Source organism: Granulosicoccus antarcticus IMCC3135 (genome assembly GCF_002215215.1).
GTDB lineage: Bacteria > Pseudomonadota > Gammaproteobacteria > Granulosicoccales > Granulosicoccaceae > Granulosicoccus > Granulosicoccus antarcticus.
The window spans coordinates 4952243-4969454 of the sequence record NZ_CP018632.1; the positions used below are offsets into that span (position 1 = coordinate 4952243).

A 17212-nucleotide genomic window follows, 5' to 3' on the forward strand; every position below is an offset into this window, starting at 1 on the left:
ATCTCCATGAACATCGCTCGCAGTATAGCCAGTAACCGGTGCCTCAAGCACCGCGAGCAGCTGTCTATCGACAGGTTCGATTCACACAATCAGGAAATGTACACCACAGCAACCGCACGCCACCAATAACGGGTGATCAGGTTTTCAGTATGCAAGTGGATGATGGTGCCCGGGGCCGGACTTGAACCGGCACGACCTTACGGTCGAGAGATTTTAAGTCTCTTGCGTCTACCAATTTCGCCACCCGGGCATTTCAGGGGAGATACAAACCTCTGCCGTGGTAGCGCGATTATTGGCAGGGCCTTACTCGAGATAACACCGAGTCTACATGTGACGTAATACGAGTGGCACGTATCGACACAAATCACGCGGATAAAAGTGCTTACCGCGTAACAATGGAGGCTGAGCCCGGAGTCGAACCGAGGTAAACGGATTTGCAATCCGGTGCATAGCCACTCTGCCACTCAGCCGAGTGTCGTACAAAATACAAGCTAAAATCAGACCAGAAATGGAGCGGGAAACCAGGTTCGAACTGGCGACCTCAACCTTGGCAAGGTTGCGCTCTACCAACTGAGCTATTCCCGCACCGATCGTGATTTTACTACAAAAAACTAAATTGCCAAAAAATAATTGGAGCGGGAAACCAGGTTCGAACTGGCGACCTCAACCTTGGCAAGGTTGCGCTCTACCAACTGAGCTATTCCCGCACCGATCCGCCTATTATGTTATCGATCGATCATGCTGTCAAGCGTCTCGACGAAAATTTTTGCCTTTTTTATTCTTCTGTCGAAGAATCACTAAAAGCGGCGTTCATGTAACCGACCATCGACCAGATCGTCAACACCGTGGCCACATAAAGAGCCGCCATGCCCATCTTGTAGATTGGCAAACCGAACAGGTCATGCAGGTACAACAACATGGACAATGAGGTGATCTGGGCTGTCGTTTTGACTTTGCCTATCCACCCTACTGCCACTTTACCTCGTTGCCCCATTCCGGCCATCCATTCTCGCAGAGCGCTGATGGTGATCTCCCGACCGATGATGACAATAGCCGGGATGGTCAGCCACGGACTGTTATCAAACTCGACAATCAGGATCAACACAGTGGCGACCATGAGCTTGTCAGCCACCGGATCGAGGAAGGCTCCGAACCGGCTCTCTACACCCCACAGGCGAGCCAGGTATCCGTCCAGCCAGTCAGTGATTCCAGCCAGAACGAAGATGATGCAGCTTACTGGGCGGGCCCATGGCGCGTCCAGATAGAAAATCACGACAATTACTGGCAATAATGCAATTCTAAGCAGCGTCAGCCACGTTGGCAGATTCTGTTTCATTTTTTAATCTTCATTCAGGGATCAACCCTTTGATACACGGGTGGGATGCAGCTCATCGTACACTCTAGCGGCCAGGTCTACGCTGATTCCGGGGACCGCAGATATATCTTCTATGCCGGCTTTCTGCAACCGTTGCAGACCACCAAAATGTGTTAACAATTGCTTCCTGCGCTTCGGGCCCAGGCCTTTTATGTCTTCCAGAATAGAACGCTGGCGCTTCTTTGCACGTCTGGCCCGGTGTCCGGCAATGGCAAAACGATGAGCCTCATCACGAATTTGCTGAATCAGCAGTAGCGCCGGTGAGTCTGTCGTCAATTGTCTCTCGGTGCGCCCACCATGCTGCTCATCACGACACAGAATCAGGGTTTCATCACCAGGTCTTCGATCCGGCCCCTTCGAGACACCCACAACCTGAACACTGTCTACCTGCAGCTCAGCCAATACTTCGATTGCAACGCCTATCTGCCCCTTGCCACCATCGATGAAAAGGATATCGGGCAGCTCACGCCCTTCCTTGATCATTCGCGTGTATCGGCGCGTCAAAGCTTGACGCATTGCCGCGTAATCATCGCCAGGCGTGATGTCTTCGATATTGAAACGCCGGTAGTCGCTCTTCAGCGCACCCTCGGCATTGAATACCACACACGAAGCCACTGTCGCCTCCCCCATGGTATGCGAGATATCGAAGCATTCCATGCGGCTCGGCGCCTCATCCAGCTCCACCAGTGCTCGTACAGCCTCCAGTCTGGCAGCCATCCCTGAGCGAGATGCAAGTCGTGTCGCCAGACCTACCTCTGCGTTGGTCAGCGCCAGAGCCTGCAACTTCGCACGCTCGCCGCGCACACTGTGAACCACGCCCACACTTGACCCCAGGCGCTTGGAGAATACCTCCGCAAACAAATCAGCATCCTCGACCTGCTCACTACAGACGATTTCACGAGGCAGATCGTGCTCCAGATAGAACTGCGCCATGAATGCATTGAGAATCTCACCGCTAGTACTGCCCGCAGGAGAGGCCGGGTAGAACGCCTTGTTGCCCAGGTTGATGCCATTACGCACGAAAAACACCTGCACACAGCTTTGCCCTCCCTGGGTTACCGCAGCCACATAGTCGGTGTTACTGCCATCGCGCAACGTTGTCGACAAATCGCTGACGGCTTTCAAACTGCCAATCTGATCGCGCAGACGCGCTGCTGATTCGAAATCCAGAGCTTCACTGGCAGCTTCCATACGCTGCACCAGATCATTGACCACATCCATGGACTTGCCTTCCAGCACCCGCACGGTCATATCAACATCCTGCCGATATTCCTCGGGAGAGATCCGGCTCACACAAGGCGCGGTGCAACGCTTGATCTGATATTGCAGACAGGGTCTGGAGCGATTGCGAAAATAACTGTCTTCACACTGACGTACCCGAAACAGTTTCTGTACGAGCCCCAGAGAGCGTTTGACAGAGCCGGCGCTGGGATAAGGGCCAATGTACTTGCCCGGCACCTTGCGAGCCCCACGTTGATAGCTGAGCCGCGGATAGTCATCGCGGGTGGATATGAAGATATAGGGATAACTTTTGTCATCACGCAGCACAACGTTATAGCGCGGACGATGCTCTTTGATCAGATTGTGTTCAAGCAACAAGGCATCAGCCGCACTATCGGTAACCGTGGTCTGCACCGTGACGATCTGAGACACCAGAGCCTGTGTTTTGCGATTGTCCAGCGTCTTCTGGAAATAGCTCCCCAGACGATTCTTCAGATTGCTGGCCTTGCCAACGTAAATGATATCGCCTTGCTCGTTGTACATGCGATAGACACCAGGACGCGTAGTCACTGTGCGCATGAAAGAGGCGGCATCGAAGGCCGGAAGTGGATCCTTGTCAGTGTTCAGTCTTCGTTCCACAAATCAAAGCGAATGGCCAGTCGAACCAGTTCTGCGGTGGTCTTGACCTGCAATTTTTCAAACGCACGAGTCCGGTGAGTGCTCACCGTTTTTTCGCTGATATGCAGGTTGCTTGAGATTTGACGATTGCGATGGCCACGAAGCAGAAGCGTGATGATTTCTGATTCCCGACTGGTCAGCTTGTCAAAGGGGTTCTGATTATCACCATTGATGACATCCATAGCGACTTGCTGGGCAACATCGGGCGACAGATATTGCTCGCCATCCATGACAATCCGCATCGCCTTGTCCATTTCATCCGAGCTACTGCCTTTGGTGATATAGCCCCGTACTCCGGCATTCAACAACTTGCGGATATGACCCCCTTCCAGCTTGCCGGTCACCATGATGATGCGACTGTCCGGAGCCAGACTCAACAGTTTGTCAGACGCCTCCAGGCCATTGATACCGGGCAGACTGATATCCATCAGTACCAGATCAAAGGGCTGTGTGGCCGCCATCTCCAGTGCTTCTTCTCCCGAATTGGCTTCAAAGATGAAACCTATCTGAGGGTTCTCTTCCAACAAGCGACGCATGCCGGCACGGACGAGTTCGTGATCATCGACCACCAATACCTTCAGATGCCCATTCATATGGTTTTCTACCAGTTCACCAGTGCAGAGCCCCAGGTAAATCCTCCGCCAAATCCTTCCATGAGTATAGTGTCACCGCGATTGATCCGTCCATCGCGTACAGCAACATCAAGCGCCAAGGGGATCGACGCAGCTGAAGTATTACCATGCCACGCGACTGTTTGCACCACCTTTTCCATGGGCATTCCCAACTTTTTAGCTGTTGCCGCAATAATGCGGTGATTAGCCTGGTGAGGAACCAGCCAATCTATATCCGTTTTTTCCATTTGATTGGCCTCCAGCGTCTCGTCCACAATTCGCCCCAGAGTCTTGACGGCCATGCGAAATACTTCACTTCCGGCCATTTCAACATAGGCAGTACCAGACTGCACCGCCGACAGATTGTTGGAGACCCCCTTTGGCACTTGCAGCAATGAGGCAAAATCCCCATCAGCATGCAGATGCGTGGACAGTATTCCCGGCGAATTGTCACGCTTGAGAATGACTGCTCCGGCACCATCGCCGAACAAGACACAGGTGTTCCGATCGGTCCAGTCAATAATACGGGAGAACGTCTCAGCTCCAATCACCAAGGCAGTCTTCACACTACCGGTGCGCATGAACTGATCAGCGACAGATAGAGCGTAGACAAAACCGGTACAGACGGCCTGGATGTCGAATGCCGGGCAACCATGGATTCCCAGTCGACTCTGCAACAGGCAGGCTGTACTGGGAAATACCTGATCTGCCGTGGTAGTGGCGACAATGATCAGATCAATGTCCGAACACTGAATTCCCGAGGCTTCGATGGCACGTCGGGCGGCTTTTTCAGCCAGATCCACCGTGAACTCGCCTTCTGCCGCAATATGCCTTTGCGTAATACCCGTCCGCTCCCGAATCCAGGCATCGCTGGTATCGACGGTTTTTTCCAGTTCGGCATTGGTTACCACACGATCTGGCAGGTAACCGCCGGTCCCAACGATACGCGAGAAATGTGTCATGTTATCGGTGCTTATTGCCTAGAGCCGTCATACGACAGCAGTGGCCGCAGCGCTTGCCTGGCAATCAGCCGCGCCACGGGCAGAATTATCAGGCCGCGTTGAGCGTCTCACCCAAGCGATCCGCAATCATTGAAGGAAGATTGTGGCCTATTTCCAGCAGAGCGATATCAATAGCGTTAGCAAAAGCCAGCGCATCCGCACCGCCATGACTTTTGACAACAACACCCTGCAAGCCCAACAGACTGGCGCCGTTATAGCGTCTGGGGTCGATACGATTACCGAAAGCCTGAAGAATGGGTCGTGCAAGCAATCCCACCAGCTTGTTCCAGAGAGAGCGTTTGAACTCCTCCTTCAAATAGTGAGACACCATGCGGGCTACACCCTCACTCGTTTTCAGTGAGACGTTGCCGACGAAACCATCACAGACCACGACATCGACCTTGTCCGTATAGATTTCATTGCCTTCAACGAAGCCGGTGTAATTCAGTGAGCTATTGGCCAGCAAAGGCGCCGCCAGCTTGACCTGTTCATTGCCCTTGATATCTTCCGAGCCGATGTTAAGCAGAGCAACACGCGGTCGCTCAATACCGTCCACTGCCTGGGCCAGAATCGAACCCATCAGCGCGAACTGATAAAGATTTTTGGCCGAACTATCAACATTTGCGCCCAGATCGAGCATATGCGTATGACCATCAATCGCCGGGATGATGGCGGCAATAGCGGGTCTGTCGATACCACTGACTGTTTTCAGCACAAACTTGCTGATAGCCATCAATGCACCGGTATTGCCCGAACTGACGCAAGCATCCGCCTTGCCTTCCTTGACCAGGTTGATGGCAATACGCATCGAGGATTTTTTCTTGGTGCGTAGCGCGACGGCAGCACTATCATCCATGGTAACTACCTCGGAGGCAGGCACAATGGAATAGCGACCGTCCGGCAAAGGAACACTGCCGATATGTTGATTGATGTGGTCGGGATCACCCACCAGCACCAGATGAACATCACTACGCTGACCAAGCACGGTGCGCACGGCATCGATAATGATACCCGTGCCACCGTCGCCACTCATGGCGTCAATTGCGACTGTCAGCATGTGTGGTAGTAAGTTGTCCTGAACTCATCCACAAATTGCTTCAGAGACCTGCTGGATGAGTAAGGGGACATCTTGTCAGTATCTACTCGTCGTCGTCTTCTGATACTTCAGGAGTCTGTACTACTTGATTACCACGATAGAAACCATCGGCAGTCACGTGGTGACGACGATGTAGTTCACCAGTAGTAGGATCAGTAGAGAGAGTAGGGTTTTTCAGTGCATCGTGCGAACGACGCATGCCGCGACGTGAGGGTGTCTTGCGGCTCTTTTGAACGGCCATGACTTCTTATCCAGTAGAGAGGTTAATGTAAATTCAGTTTCTTCAATGCGGCAAAGGGATTGGGTTTCCCCTCCTCCACTTCAACAGGCAGGTCACCGAATTCTGTCGGGCCTTGATTGCATGCTGACATGTCGCTGTGTTTCGGTACTTCAGGCACGTGCAAAATCACTTCGTCTTCGAACAAATCGACAACATGAATATGCCCTTGATCATCAAGTATTACGGGGTCGAACTCTTTGGGTAATTCCTCTGCTTTCAGTTCATCGTCGACAAAAATCAGTTCGAACGGCTCACTAACATCAAAGTCCATCGGCTCCAGACAACGCTGACAGATTAGTGTAAACCGTGTCTCCAGACGCCCACTAATCACTATGTGATTCTTGAGTCGCGAAAACAAGGCGCTAACCTGTACATCATTGTTACTGGACGCCAGAATGCCGCTGAGCCGTTTCAATTGACTCTGCGGCAAAACAAGCTCGAAGCGTGTTCCCTCACGGGCCAATAACTCGGGTTTGAATCGCTGAGGAAGTGCCTTGACCATAACCCACGAATAATAAAGAAAGGAGTGAAAGTTTGCAAGTGCTTGTTCTAGCATCAGGATCACGATATCGGGCAGAACTTCTGCAAAGACTGAAGCTGCCGTTCTCGCAGCTCTCCCCGGATATCGATGAAACCGCCACCCCGGGAGAGCCTCCCGCCGCACTGGCAACACGATTGGCTGGCGCCAAAGCCGCAGCAGCGCGCAGTTTGACGTCAGAGCCGGCCATTATAATAGCGTCTGACCAAGTTGCAGCATTAAATTTTGAACGTCTGCGAAAACCCGGCTCCGTGGAACTGGCGCGAGCGCAAATTAATAAAATGAATGGTCAATATGTCGACTTCTTCACGGCACTTTGTCTGCTGGATACCACTACTGGACACCAATTTACCGCTCTGGACCACACCCGAGCCCGCCTGCGAGAGCTGAGCGAGGCAGAAATCACCCGTTACATCGATGCAGATCTGCCGCTGGACTGCGCCGGCAGCTTCAAAGTGGAGTCCCTGGGGATCAGTTTATTCGATTCAGTCGACAGTAGTGATCCGACCGCACTGATCGGATTACCACTGATTGCCCTGTGCAAGGGGTTGCGGACATTCGGCTTCTCACTGCCCTGACAATCAAAGCAGACGCAGCAGAATCTGCAGCACCAGCAATGAAAACAGACCAGCCAACACATCATCGAGCATGATTCCAAGACCACCGTGAACCTGGCGATCTATCCAGCTGATCGGCCATGGCTTGCTGATATCAAATATGCGGAACACCACAAACCCGGCCAACACCCACCAGGTGGTACGCGGCATGGCCATCATGGTAATCAGATAGCCAACCACCTCGTCCCAGACGATGCCCGGGTGATCATGCACCCCCAGAGCTTGTGCACAGACATGGCAGCACCAGACCCCGATAGCAAACAGCACCAGCAACGCCACGCTGTAACCCAGCAGAGACTGAGGCATGAGAAACAGCAGCGGGATTCCCAATAGCGTCCCGAAAGTGCCAGGTGCACGCGGTGCGAGGCCCAATCCGGCCCCCAGAGCCAGGAAATTGGCAGGCCCGGCGAACAGGTCTGCAGGCTTGATTGCTTTCAGGCTCAACGTTTTCTCATTTCCAGTGGTCGAACGGCAAGTGCCAGCTTATCCAGCACCCCATTGACGTAACGATGGCCTTTGTCGGCGCCATATCGCTTGGTGATCTCGATGCCTTCATTGATAACAACACGCGCCGGGATATCCGGACATTCGGTCAGTTCAAAGGCCGCAACACGCAACACACCGCGTTCGATCGGATCCAGCTCGGCAATCGGTCGGTCCAATGCATCGAATAGCGTCGCATCGATAAGCTCAGGGTTATGACTGACGCCATTGAAAAGTCGTGTGAAATACTCAACATCCACACGCCCCATGTCTTGTTTTTCCATGAACTGCGTGCGCACATCGGAACTTTGCCCGCCACTGACATCCCATTGATACAGGGCTTGCAGCGCCTTTTCACGGGCGTAGCGCCGTGATTGCGAAAGACTGACCTTCTTGGCAGGCTTGGGCTTATCAGCCGTCTCCGCCTCTGTTGCGTGAGCCTCAGAGGACTGAGTCGCACGGGCCTCTTGCTCCAACTCGGCTTCACGCAACATGTCACCCAACGAGCGAGGCTCTTCGGTGCCAGGGATCACGGGATCAAGTGGTGCTGAAGACACCTCGTCTGTTTGTGGAATCTTTTTCACGGGTTTTGCCCTCAATCGCGGCGCCAGGTGGTTTTGCCACCGGCATCTTCCAATACAACACCCTGTGCAGCCAGTTCGTCACGAATCTGGTCGCTACGGGAAAAATCCTTTGCGGCTCTGGCCGCCTGTCGTTCTTTGATCAATGTGTCTATCTGTGCAGCCGATGGCCCATCCTCGCTGGCCTCGCCCTGCAGCATAACCTCTGGATCCTTGTCCAGGACACCCAGCCGCCCGCCCAGATAGACCAGCGTCGAGGCCAACTTGCGCGAAACTGCGCTTTCCAGATCGGCTTCCTTGTTGAGCGAGTTGGCTAGCTCATGCAGCACAGCCAGGGCCTCTGGCGTGTTGAGATCATCGTCCATCGCAGCCTCGAAACGCTCCAGATAACCAGCATCCAGTGCCGTTGTATCCACAGCAGTTGACGCCTGGGTCAGCGCTTCTCTGTCGACAGGACGACCGCGTAGCGCCGTATAGAACCTGCGCAGTGCCGTGCGTGCGGCCAACAGGGCCTCGGTGGTGTAGTTGAGCGGACTGCGGTAATGGCTACCGATAATGAACGTCCGAATCTCCTCACCCGAATAGTGCGCCAGAACGTCCCCGATGGTCATGAAGTTATTGAGCGACTTGGACATCTTTTCATCGCCAATTCGCACCAGACCATTGTGCATCCAGTAACGGGCAAATCGACCACCGGTCAGAGCCTCACTCTGAGCTATCTCGTTTTCGTGATGTGGAAACTGCAGATCGGCTCCACCGCCGTGAATATCGAACTCCTCGCCCAACAGGTCCATTGACATGGCGGAGCATTCGATATGCCATCCGGGGCGCCCATCACCCCACGGCGACGGCCAGCTGGGCTCGCCAGGTTTGGATGATTTCCAGAGTACGAAGTCTAGAGGGTCGCGCTTGTATTCGTCGACAGCAACCCGCTCACCGGCTCGCAGCTCGTCGACCTTGCGACCCGACAGCTTGCCGTATTCGGCAAACGATTTGACCGAATAGAAAACATCACCGTTATCGGCCGCATAGGCATGACCGGACTCGATCAGCTGGCCGATGATACGCACCATGCTCTTTATCGACTCTGTCGCTCGCGGCTCGTGCACGGGTGGCAAAACGTTCAGCGCACGCTCATCAGCGTGCATTTTTTCTATATACCGCTGCGACAGCTGACCCGGGGTCACATTCTGTTCTGCAGCACGCTTGATGATCTTGTCATCCACATCCGTGATGTTGCGCACATAGTTGACCAGATAACCTGCTGACTGGAGATGCCGGAACAAAACATCGTAAACAATCATGACGCGGCCATGACCCACATGGCATTCGTCGTAAACCGTGATTCCACACACGTAGAGGCCCACATGGCCTGCTTTCAATGGCTTGAAAGGCTCCTTGCGTCGATTAAGTGTGTTGTAGATCTGCAGCATGTCGAATGGATGAAGCGGGTAATTGGGGAAGTTTGGCCGAAGCCTATCAGATTACCCGATGGTTACTGGCAGGAGTGAGGCTACAAATACCGTTAAAATTGCAGATGTCAGGTAAATACCGAAATGACAGGAATTCGCATGCCCTCTTTCACCGTCGTTACCACTGCCCTTGCGGAGGTAATCTCTACAGCTCTCAACCGGCTGCCACAAGCAAGTACCGCGCTGCTGGCTCTGCTGGCCACACTGCTGACGCCTCAGTCGGCACTTGCCGCCAGTGGCACCAGAGTGATGCTGGACACCACTCAGGGGCCCATCGTGCTGGAGCTTGATGATAAACGCGCCCCGCAATCCGTCAAGAATTTTCTCGAATATGTTGATAGCGGCTTCTATGACGACACCTTGTTTCATCGGGTCATAGAGGGTTTCATGATTCAGGGAGGCGGCTTCAACCAGAAATACCAGAAGAAACCGACTCGCTCACCTGTCAGCAATGAGGCCTACAACGGCTTGCGTAATCGGCACTACACCATTGCCATGGCAAGAACAACGGCACCACATTCCGCCACGTCACAATTCTTCATCAATAGCGAAGACAATTCCAACCTGAACCATACCGATACCACTCAGCGTGGCTGGGGCTACGCCGTATTCGGGCGAGTCGTGGAAGGCCAGGACGTTGTCGATGCCATCTCGCGTGTGCGTACCGGAGCAGGCGGCCCCTTCAGCCGGGATGTGCCGACTGAACCTGTCATCATTCTGTCCGCATCACGAGTCCAGCAATCTGATACCGCCGCGGCCGCACAGGCCGACAACAACAATCTTTCCGGATCAGGCAAAACCTCATCAACACCCGAACAGGAACTGCCAAAGTCTACAACGGCACCTGGAAATACACCCCTACCCGCAGCTACGCCTGCGGCTGACAACGTTGCTGATAACAACCCGCAGCAACCCATCGAACAAAACTGATCAGCGGCTGACGCATAAACTGCATACAACCGTCCTGCCAGAGCAGGCACGGTTGTCAGACTGCTACACTTCGCACTTGTTTCTAAAAGAACTTCGGTAAATTTAATGAAAGCGACCATTACGACCAACAAGGGCACCATCGTGCTTGAGCTCGACACTGCAGCAGCACCAGAGACTTGTGCCAACTTCAAGCGCTATGCTGACGAAGGACATTACGCCTCTACGATCTTCCATCGCGTTATCCCCAACTTCATGATCCAGGGCGGCGGCTTCACAGCTGACATGGACCAGAAGAGCACACACGAGAACATCAAGAACGAAGCAGCCAACGGTTTGAAGAACGACACTGGCAGCATCGCCATGGCTCGTACACCTGATCCGCATTCGGCCAGCTCACAGTTCTTCATCAACCTTTCTGACAACGACTTCCTCAACTTCCGTGACGAGTCTCAAGCAGGCTTCGGTTATTGCGTATTCGGCAAGACTATCGAAGGCACTGACACGATCGCGGCCATAGCTGGCGTGCAAACCGGCTCCAACGGTCCTCACCAGGATGTTCCTGCTGAAGCTGTCATCATCGAATCAATCTCCGTAAGCGAAGACTGATCAAACCACTCTGACGACCAAGGCCTACGCCTGATGACTGGAAGCCATCTGTTCATCGCCGATCTGCACCTGGATCCAGAAAACCAGTGCGTAAGCGAACTTGCCATGCGGTTCTTGCAAAAAGCCCATGGCAAGCAACATCTCTACATTCTCGGCGATCTGTTCGAGTACTGGCTCGGTGATGACGTTGGCCTGCCTGTCTATACACAGGTGCTGGAAGAATTCAGACAACTGCGCGAATCCGGGTGCGGCATCACGGTCATGCATGGCAATCGTGATTTTCTGCTGGGAGAGGCTTTCGCCGAATCAGCAGGTGCCTGCCTGGTGCGTGACGACGAGATGATCATCACCCTGGGCGATGAACCTGTCCTACTCATGCATGGCGACACCCTGTGCACGGATGATGTTGACTATCAACGATTCCGGCACAATCTACGTGAGCCACGCTGGCAAAAGCAGTTTCTTGCAAAATCGGTTGATGAGCGGCGTGATCATGCTGAAGCAATGCGGGCGGCCAGCCACGATGCCAGTGCCGCTAAATCCGCTGTCATCATGGATGTCAATGCTGCTGCTGTAACCAAACACATGCAGGCCAGTAATTGCCATACCCTGATCCATGGTCACACGCATCGCCCTGCCGTACATAGCGGCATCCAGCCCGGAGATACCCGTTGGGTGGTCGGTGACTGGCATGACGATAGTGCCCAGTACGTGCAATGGGATGGACACGAATTTTCCCTGAACACATTCCGCTGAAGTGCTGCCAAGAGGATCGTGAAATCATTCACGCCCTCTTTCACGACTCCTAACGCCCTTTTGACAGCTTGTATTCCTCTTCCATTTCCCTGATCAGTGCCAGCTCCTGTTCATTGAAGCCTGCCTCCAGACGAGCCTCGCGATTATAGGGACTGCGCAGATAAGCACTATTTTCACCCTTCAGTAAATCTCTGAAGACCTGCGTACCATCCAGCGATTGCCTCTCACACAAGTATCGAAACCAGCGGTTGCCAACCTCTACGTGGGTGATTTCGTCCGTATAGATCCGCTGCAGGATCGCGGCAGTTTCCTCGTCTTTCAAATGCTGCAACTTGGCGATCATCGGTGGTGCCACATCCAAGCCTCGTGCTTCGAGTATGCGTGGCACCAACGCCATTCGTACGAGCACATCATGATCGGTACGACGCGCCATATCCCAAAGCCCGTCATGTGCCGGCAAGGCTCCATAATGCGAATCAAGCTCAGCGAGCCTGTCATTCAACAATAGAAAATGCTGGCCTTCGTCCGAGGCGACTCGCAACCAGTCAGTGACATACCTGAGCGGCATGTCGCGAAAGCGATAGACCGCATCAACGGCCAGATTGATGGCATTGAATTCGATATGCGCCAAGGAATGTACAAGAGCGATGCGACCGGCCAGCGAACCCAGGCCACGGCGAGCCAACTGATGCGCCTCTACCAACGCCGGTAATGCAGGCCGGCCCGGCGCATCGAGCTGTCGAATAATCGAGACGCTTGAGCCAGGCATACTGGCTTGCTGATCGTCAGCGCTCACATCCTGCCATTGCTGGTAGAGATCAATGCTCGCATTCGCCTTGCTGACCGGGTCAACACAGAGCAACACTTTTTCGGACTCACTAAATACGTCGATCATGTCTTGCTCGGTTACCATGTAAAGCGCTCCTGCATCATAGCCAACTATCGAGACCCAATGACTCTTCTCAGCCCATGGATTGCCTTCACCGTCATGGCAGCCTTGATGCAAGCCGTACGCACAGCAGGGCAGAAACAACTTTCGAACAGCGTCACCCCCATGAGCTCAACGCTCATTCGCTACGTTTTCGGGCTTCCCTTTGCCATCATCTATCTGGTCTACATCACTCGTAGCGAGCTTGCTACGCTGGCCATGTCTGCCCTTGGCAATACCCGGTTTCTCCTGTTCGCACTGGCCGCCGCACTGGCTCAGATCATTGCCACGTTTCTACTCGTCAAAGTATTCAGTTTTCGAAACTTCACCGTCGGCACCAGCCTGGCGAAAACCGAAGCTGTTCAGGCAGCTATCTTCGGCACGTTCCTGTTCGGTATCCCACTGGCCTTCTCAGGCTGGTTGGCGGTTGCCATCGGTTTTCTGGGCATTTACATTGTCAGCATGCCAGCCACGAACCAACGCTGGGAACCACAGACGGTCATATTGGGCACGCTGTCGGGCACCGCGTTTGCACTGACCTCCTTATGGATTCGTGAAGCCAGTCTGAGCCTGGGTATGCCAGTCTTGTCCAGCGCCGCCATTACGCTGGTTTTCATGGTCACGGTACAGTCACTTATGTGTCTGAGTTACACCTACGTGCGTGAGCGCTCACAATTTTCAGCGATCGGCCAACGTCTCGGCCTGGCAAGTTTTGTCGGCCTGACCAGCGCACTGGGCTCTGTCGGCTGGTTTACGGCCATGACCTATCAGAACCCGGCCCTGGTCAAATCACTGGGTCAGATCGAATTCATTTTTACGCTGCTGCTAACCACGCTCTTCTTCAAGGAACGGATTACGGCTCGTGAGCTGCTCGGTGTTGCCGCCATCGTCTGCAGTGTCATTCTGATTCTGCAGGCTCATTGATTGGTGCGGCTAACCCAAACCGCTCTGAAATTCTTATTCGCGCCGCGCCAGTGATTCAAATAGCTCACGACTTCGCAGTGGCTTGTCGCCCAGGTGGACTCGCAGAATCTGACGCATCAGCGGCCTGGCCTCCTTGAGCACAGCCGGATCATCCAGCTCCAGATTATCCAGCGCCAGCAACGTCCGGCCACTGACCTTCACACCCGCATCCTGAGTCATCCCATCAGCATGAATGGAAGGGTTACTGCTATCTCCCTCCCCCATTCGATGCTTTTCCTTCTGGATTCCAAGACTCGCATCCGAATCCAGCGATCGATTCATGGGAATTGCAACCGCATTGGCCGGATGATAGTGATAATCAAGATCGGCCTCGATCGGCTTTCCTCCCGGAGTACATCGGGCCAGATCAGGCAAGACGGCGAGCCCCTCAAGCAATTGCAACTCGAAGGTACGCAGCACCGACTCCATGGAGGCCTGCCCCGGCTGGCCGGTGGCTGCCAGGTTCATCAGAGCCATCACATAATGCGCGAATATCGCCTGTTGTGGCTGGTCCTTGCCCAGCAGACGCAGAATCAGCTCATTGATGTAATAGCTGCAGGCCAGCTCGGCGCTCTCCATTTCCAGAGGCGCACCGCTTTCCTCGATCCCCGTCAGAGTTCTCATATCACTACCGCCAACCCAGGATAACAGCAAGGGTCTGAACGGCTGATAAAGCGCCCGGGTTCTTGGCTTGGATGAGCGGGCGCTCTTGGCCATCATGCCAATACGCCCATGACTCAGCGTAAAGGCATCAACGATGAAGCTGGTCTCCGCCCATTGCGTGTAATGCAATATATAGGCGGGTTGCAGCGAGGTACTGACACTACCGTCATCTTGCATGGACGTTACTGATTGTCGTAACCCAGACTGCGCAGAGCTCTTTCATCATCCGCCCAACCTTCCTTGACACGCACCCAGCACTCCAGAAAGACCTTCTTGTCAAACAGGGTTTCCAGAGTTGCGCGAGCTCGTGAACCGACCTCTTTCAATTGCGCTCCGCCTTTGCCGATGACAATGCCCTTCTGACTTGGCTTGTCGACCCAGATCACAGCACCGATGCGCAGCAGATCCGCGCTCTCTTCAAAGGTTTCAATCTCTACCGACAGGGCATAGGGCAGTTCCGCCGAGAGCAGTCGCGTCAACTGTTCACGTACCGCTTCAGAGGCCAGAAAACGTGCTGAGCGGTCTGTCAGCTCATCTTCGCCATAGCGCCAGGGGCCTTCTGGTATGAACTTGCCAATCTGCTCTTCCAGCGAGTCTATTCCAGACCCCTTGCGGGCTGAAATCAGAACCACGCCTTGCAAATTCTCATGGGTCGGCAGCGTGCCCAGATACGGCAGCATTTCTTCCTTCTTGCGAATATTGTCGATCTTGTTGACAGCAATGAAGAAAGGCACGCCAGAGTTGCTGACAAGCTCGAAGGCGCGCTTGTCATCATCATTCCAGACCATGGCCTGAAGTACCAGAATAACGACATCCACATCATGCAGAGAGGATGATGCCGTCCGGTTCAATACTTGGTTGAGTCGCTGCTTGCCCGTCACGTGAATTCCGGGGGTATCCACATAAACTACCTGACGCTCACCGACGGTCTGGATACCCAGAATGCTGTGTCTTGTCGTTTGCGGCTTGTGTGCAGTGATACTCAGCTTCTGGCCGATCAGCCGGTTCAGCAGAGTGGATTTACCCACATTCGGCCGGCCAGCGATCGATACAATGCCGCAGTAAGTCATTGGAAAATAGTCCTTGAAAGGCGAGATTAACGCGTATGCGCCAGTCTACTCGCTCTATGTGTTCAGTTGCTGTTGAAGATCTTCAAGCATCCGTGCCGCGGCGGCTTGTTCCGCCTTCCGTCGACTGGTAGCCGTTGCACGAACCTTCAATGTCAGCTCCGGCAAGGTACAAGCCACGGTAAAACTCATGTCATGCGATTTACCACTCGCATCAACCACTTCGTATTCCGGACGCGACAGGGAGCGGCCCTGAAGCAGCTCCTGCAGTCGAGTCTTGGGGTCTTTCAGTTCAGCCGATGGCGGCAGATTAACGACTCTGTCTTTATACAGGCGCAAAATCAGTGCGCGAGCCGCTTCGTGCCCGCTATCCATGAAAACAGCGCCAATGATGGATTCCACCACATCAGAGAGAATCGAATCGCGTCGAAAACCGCCACTGCGCAGCTCTCCGATACCCAGGTTCATGAAATCGCCCAGGTTAAGCTCGCGGGCTATTTCGGCAAGCGTACTCTGCCTCACCAGACTTGCCCTGAGACGACTCAAGGCACCCTCGTCCTCATCCGGACGGCTATTGTATAGCTCGGCCGCAATGACGAAGTTCAGAAAACTGTCGCCAAGAAACTCCAGCCTTTCATAATTATGTGAACCACTGGAGCGGTGCGACAAGGCCTCATCAAGCAAGCTCGAGTCTTTGAAGCGATAGTCCAGCTGTTTTAAAAGTATACCGAGATCTGCCATGCGCGCACTTTAACAGCGCAAGCACTGTCGCGTCCTCAAATTGACCCTGCTTGGACGGAATAGTAGCTGTGCATGGCCTTTTTCAGTGTGTCGCTGATACTTTCGTGTCGAAAGATGTCACAACATCGACATTCCGAAACAAGGTATCGCGCTTTTCGTACTGCACGGTCACTACGTAACCCAGATTACCGTCCTTTTTCAGCTTGATTGTCTCTTCCGGACTCAAATCCCACAGGTTATTTGTCCGGTAAGCCTGATTGATATAGCTGTACACCTTGCTGCGAGGCTGCTTGAGCAATTCTGGATTCGAGGCCACATCGGTGGCTATTTTCGAAACCGTCCAGTTCTCCATATAATGCGGCCCCACCTTGAAGGCGAACATGCCGATGAAGACTGCGACAGCCATGATGGCAAAGATGCTCATCATTCCCATACCGCGCTGACGCTGCATCAACGCTGCCTGACCGTTGCGCGATACGAGACGCAGGCTAGTGCCCGACTGCGGCTTACAATCTGTGTGCTGCGTGGAACCCATCTGATCTTACCCTCGACACCGATGCTGACAGATGCACCAGAGTGCAGCTGTATGAAAGTAGGTTCATGAA

20 protein-coding genes and 4 tRNA genes are annotated in these 17212 nt (G+C 53.7%); 5 read left to right on the top strand and 19 right to left on the bottom strand.

Annotation, left to right across the window (positions count from 1 at the left end):
• Window positions 1–163 precede the first annotated feature (163 nt).
• From IMCC3135_RS21520 to IMCC3135_RS21570, 11 genes are all read right to left on the bottom strand, one after another.
• Window positions 164–250, bottom strand: a tRNA-Leu gene (locus IMCC3135_RS21520).
• A 146-nt stretch (window positions 251–396) separates the two neighbouring features.
• A tRNA-Cys gene (locus tag IMCC3135_RS21525) sits at window positions 397–470 on the bottom strand.
• Window positions 471–509: 39 nt separating this feature from the next.
• Window positions 510–585: transfer RNA gene (locus tag IMCC3135_RS21530), tRNA-Gly, on the bottom strand.
• A 46-nt stretch (window positions 586–631) separates the two neighbouring features.
• Window positions 632–707, bottom strand: a tRNA-Gly gene (locus IMCC3135_RS21535).
• Between the two features lie 68 nt (window positions 708–775).
• Window positions 776–1336 carry a CDP-diacylglycerol--glycerol-3-phosphate 3-phosphatidyltransferase gene (pgsA, locus tag IMCC3135_RS21540; protein ID WP_088919471.1) on the bottom strand — a complete coding sequence of 187 codons (561 nt, stop codon included), beginning with the start codon at window positions 1334–1336 and terminating at the stop codon, window positions 776–778.
• A 21-nt stretch (window positions 1337–1357) separates the two neighbouring features.
• Window positions 1358–3175 (bottom strand): excinuclease ABC subunit UvrC, encoded by a 1818-nt coding sequence (uvrC, locus tag IMCC3135_RS21545; RefSeq protein ID WP_088922000.1) that lies wholly within the window; start codon window positions 3173–3175, stop codon window positions 1358–1360.
• 44 nt (window positions 3176–3219) lie between these two features.
• Window positions 3220–3867: a response regulator gene (locus IMCC3135_RS21550; RefSeq protein ID WP_088919472.1), complete on the bottom strand. Its 648-nt coding sequence runs from the start codon at window positions 3865–3867 to the stop codon at window positions 3220–3222.
• A gap of 8 nt (window positions 3868–3875) precedes the next feature.
• Window positions 3876–4847 (bottom strand): beta-ketoacyl-ACP synthase III, encoded by a 972-nt coding sequence (locus IMCC3135_RS21555; RefSeq protein WP_088919473.1) that lies wholly within the window; start codon window positions 4845–4847, stop codon window positions 3876–3878.
• Window positions 4848–4935: 88 nt separating this feature from the next.
• Window positions 4936–5943, bottom strand: coding sequence for a phosphate acyltransferase PlsX (plsX, locus tag IMCC3135_RS21560; RefSeq protein WP_088919474.1), 1008 nt, complete (start codon window positions 5941–5943; stop codon window positions 4936–4938).
• Window positions 5944–6025: 82 nt separating this feature from the next.
• A complete protein-coding gene (gene rpmF, locus IMCC3135_RS21565) occupies window positions 6026–6223 on the bottom strand; it encodes a 50S ribosomal protein L32 (protein WP_088919475.1) in 198 nt (65 codons plus the stop codon).
• A gap of 22 nt (window positions 6224–6245) precedes the next feature.
• On the bottom strand, window positions 6246–6764 hold the full coding sequence (locus tag IMCC3135_RS21570) for a YceD family protein (RefSeq protein ID WP_157736169.1): 519 nt from the start codon (window positions 6762–6764) through the stop codon (window positions 6246–6248).
• Between the two features lie 32 nt (window positions 6765–6796).
• Here IMCC3135_RS21570 and IMCC3135_RS21575 point away from each other — a divergent pair, with 32 nt between their 5' ends.
• Window positions 6797–7378, top strand: coding sequence for a Maf family protein (locus IMCC3135_RS21575; protein ID WP_088919477.1), 582 nt, complete (start codon window positions 6797–6799; stop codon window positions 7376–7378).
• A 3-nt stretch (window positions 7379–7381) separates the two neighbouring features.
• Here the strand turns inward: IMCC3135_RS21575 and IMCC3135_RS21580 are convergent, their stop codons facing one another.
• Genes IMCC3135_RS21580 through cysS form a run of 3 tightly spaced genes read right to left on the bottom strand, consistent with a single transcriptional unit; the run spans window position 7382 to window position 9914 of the window.
• On the bottom strand, window positions 7382–7861 hold the full coding sequence (locus tag IMCC3135_RS21580) for a phosphatidylglycerophosphatase A family protein (protein ID WP_205737663.1): 480 nt from the start codon (window positions 7859–7861) through the stop codon (window positions 7382–7384).
• Complete coding sequence (nusB, locus tag IMCC3135_RS21585) at window positions 7858–8484, bottom strand: transcription antitermination factor NusB (RefSeq protein ID WP_205737664.1); 627 nt, start codon at window positions 8482–8484, stop codon at window positions 7858–7860. The genes IMCC3135_RS21580 and nusB overlap by 4 nt, the downstream gene beginning before the upstream one ends.
• An 11-nt stretch (window positions 8485–8495) precedes the next feature.
• On the bottom strand, window positions 8496–9914 hold the full coding sequence (cysS, locus tag IMCC3135_RS21590) for a cysteine--tRNA ligase (RefSeq protein WP_088919478.1): 1419 nt from the start codon (window positions 9912–9914) through the stop codon (window positions 8496–8498).
• A gap of 138 nt (window positions 9915–10052) precedes the next feature.
• Here cysS and IMCC3135_RS21595 point away from each other — a divergent pair, with 138 nt between their 5' ends.
• The 3 genes from IMCC3135_RS21595 (at window position 10053) to IMCC3135_RS21605 (ending at window position 12245) form a co-directional block, all read left to right on the top strand.
• Complete coding sequence (locus IMCC3135_RS21595) at window positions 10053–10883, top strand: peptidylprolyl isomerase (RefSeq protein WP_088922003.1); 831 nt, start codon at window positions 10053–10055, stop codon at window positions 10881–10883.
• 105 nt (window positions 10884–10988) lie between these two features.
• On the top strand, window positions 10989–11489 hold the full coding sequence (locus IMCC3135_RS21600; RefSeq protein ID WP_088919479.1) for a peptidylprolyl isomerase: 501 nt from the start codon (window positions 10989–10991) through the stop codon (window positions 11487–11489).
• A gap of 33 nt (window positions 11490–11522) precedes the next feature.
• Window positions 11523–12245, top strand: a complete 723-nt coding sequence (locus tag IMCC3135_RS21605) for a UDP-2,3-diacylglucosamine diphosphatase (protein WP_088919480.1) — start codon at window positions 11523–11525, stop codon at window positions 12243–12245.
• A 49-nt stretch (window positions 12246–12294) separates the two neighbouring features.
• On the opposite strand, the gene IMCC3135_RS21610 is transcribed toward IMCC3135_RS21605, so the two are convergent.
• Window positions 12295–13140, bottom strand: a complete 846-nt coding sequence (locus IMCC3135_RS21610; protein WP_236994630.1) for a ferritin-like domain-containing protein — start codon at window positions 13138–13140, stop codon at window positions 12295–12297.
• A 57-nt stretch (window positions 13141–13197) separates the two neighbouring features.
• Here IMCC3135_RS21610 and IMCC3135_RS21615 point away from each other — a divergent pair, with 57 nt between their 5' ends.
• Entirely contained in the window at window positions 13198–14097 is a 900-nt protein-coding gene (locus IMCC3135_RS21615; RefSeq protein ID WP_088919482.1) for an EamA family transporter, read from the top strand.
• Window positions 14098–14130: 33 nt separating this feature from the next.
• Here the strand turns inward: IMCC3135_RS21615 and recO are convergent, their stop codons facing one another.
• The 4 genes from recO to IMCC3135_RS21635 form a co-directional block, all read right to left on the bottom strand.
• Window positions 14131–14976 carry a DNA repair protein RecO gene (gene recO, locus IMCC3135_RS21620; RefSeq protein WP_088919483.1) on the bottom strand — a complete coding sequence of 282 codons (846 nt, stop codon included), beginning with the start codon at window positions 14974–14976 and terminating at the stop codon, window positions 14131–14133.
• A 5-nt stretch (window positions 14977–14981) separates the two neighbouring features.
• Window positions 14982–15869, bottom strand: a complete 888-nt coding sequence (gene era / locus IMCC3135_RS21625) for a GTPase Era (protein ID WP_088919484.1) — start codon at window positions 15867–15869, stop codon at window positions 14982–14984.
• A gap of 54 nt (window positions 15870–15923) precedes the next feature.
• Window positions 15924–16607, bottom strand: a complete 684-nt coding sequence (rnc, locus tag IMCC3135_RS21630) for a ribonuclease III (protein WP_088919485.1) — start codon at window positions 16605–16607, stop codon at window positions 15924–15926.
• A gap of 82 nt (window positions 16608–16689) precedes the next feature.
• A complete protein-coding gene (locus IMCC3135_RS21635; protein WP_088919486.1) occupies window positions 16690–17142 on the bottom strand; it encodes a DUF4845 domain-containing protein in 453 nt (150 codons plus the stop codon).
• Window positions 17143–17212: the final 70 nt, after the last annotated feature.

Bases quoted from the DNA above. Each gene is read 5' to 3' on its own strand.
- pgsA (WP_088919471.1), bottom strand. From the start codon at position 1,336: ATGAAACAGAATCTGCCAACGTGGCTGACGCTGCTTAGAATTGCATTA.
- uvrC (WP_088922000.1), bottom strand. From the start codon at position 3,175: ATGCGCACAGTGACTACGCGTCCTGGTGTCTATCGCATGTACAACGAG.
- IMCC3135_RS21550 (WP_088919472.1), bottom strand. From the start codon at position 3,867: ATGAATGGGCATCTGAAGGTATTGGTGGTCGATGATCACGAACTCGTC.
- IMCC3135_RS21555 (WP_088919473.1), bottom strand. From the start codon at position 4,847: ATGACACATTTCTCGCGTATCGTTGGGACCGGCGGTTACCTGCCAGAT.
- plsX (WP_088919474.1), bottom strand. From the start codon at position 5,943: ATGCTGACAGTCGCAATTGACGCCATGAGTGGCGACGGTGGCACGGGT.
- rpmF (WP_088919475.1), bottom strand. From the start codon at position 6,223: ATGGCCGTTCAAAAGAGCCGCAAGACACCCTCACGTCGCGGCATGCGT.
- IMCC3135_RS21570 (WP_157736169.1), bottom strand. From the start codon at position 6,764: ATGGTCAAGGCACTTCCTCAGCGATTCAAACCCGAGTTATTGGCCCGT.
- cysS (WP_088919478.1), bottom strand. From the start codon at position 9,914: ATGCTGCAGATCTACAACACACTTAATCGACGCAAGGAGCCTTTCAAG.
- IMCC3135_RS21595 (WP_088922003.1), top strand. From the start codon at position 10,053: ATGCCCTCTTTCACCGTCGTTACCACTGCCCTTGCGGAGGTAATCTCT.
- IMCC3135_RS21600 (WP_088919479.1), top strand. From the start codon at position 10,989: ATGAAAGCGACCATTACGACCAACAAGGGCACCATCGTGCTTGAGCTC.
- IMCC3135_RS21605 (WP_088919480.1), top strand. From the start codon at position 11,523: ATGACTGGAAGCCATCTGTTCATCGCCGATCTGCACCTGGATCCAGAA.
- IMCC3135_RS21610 (WP_236994630.1), bottom strand. From the start codon at position 13,140: ATGATCGACGTATTTAGTGAGTCCGAAAAAGTGTTGCTCTGTGTTGAC.
- IMCC3135_RS21615 (WP_088919482.1), top strand. From the start codon at position 13,198: ATGACTCTTCTCAGCCCATGGATTGCCTTCACCGTCATGGCAGCCTTG.
- recO (WP_088919483.1), bottom strand. From the start codon at position 14,976: ATGCAAGATGACGGTAGTGTCAGTACCTCGCTGCAACCCGCCTATATA.
- era (WP_088919484.1), bottom strand. From the start codon at position 15,869: ATGACTTACTGCGGCATTGTATCGATCGCTGGCCGGCCGAATGTGGGT.
- rnc (WP_088919485.1), bottom strand. From the start codon at position 16,607: ATGGCAGATCTCGGTATACTTTTAAAACAGCTGGACTATCGCTTCAAA.
- IMCC3135_RS21635 (WP_088919486.1), bottom strand. From the start codon at position 17,142: ATGGGTTCCACGCAGCACACAGATTGTAAGCCGCAGTCGGGCACTAGC.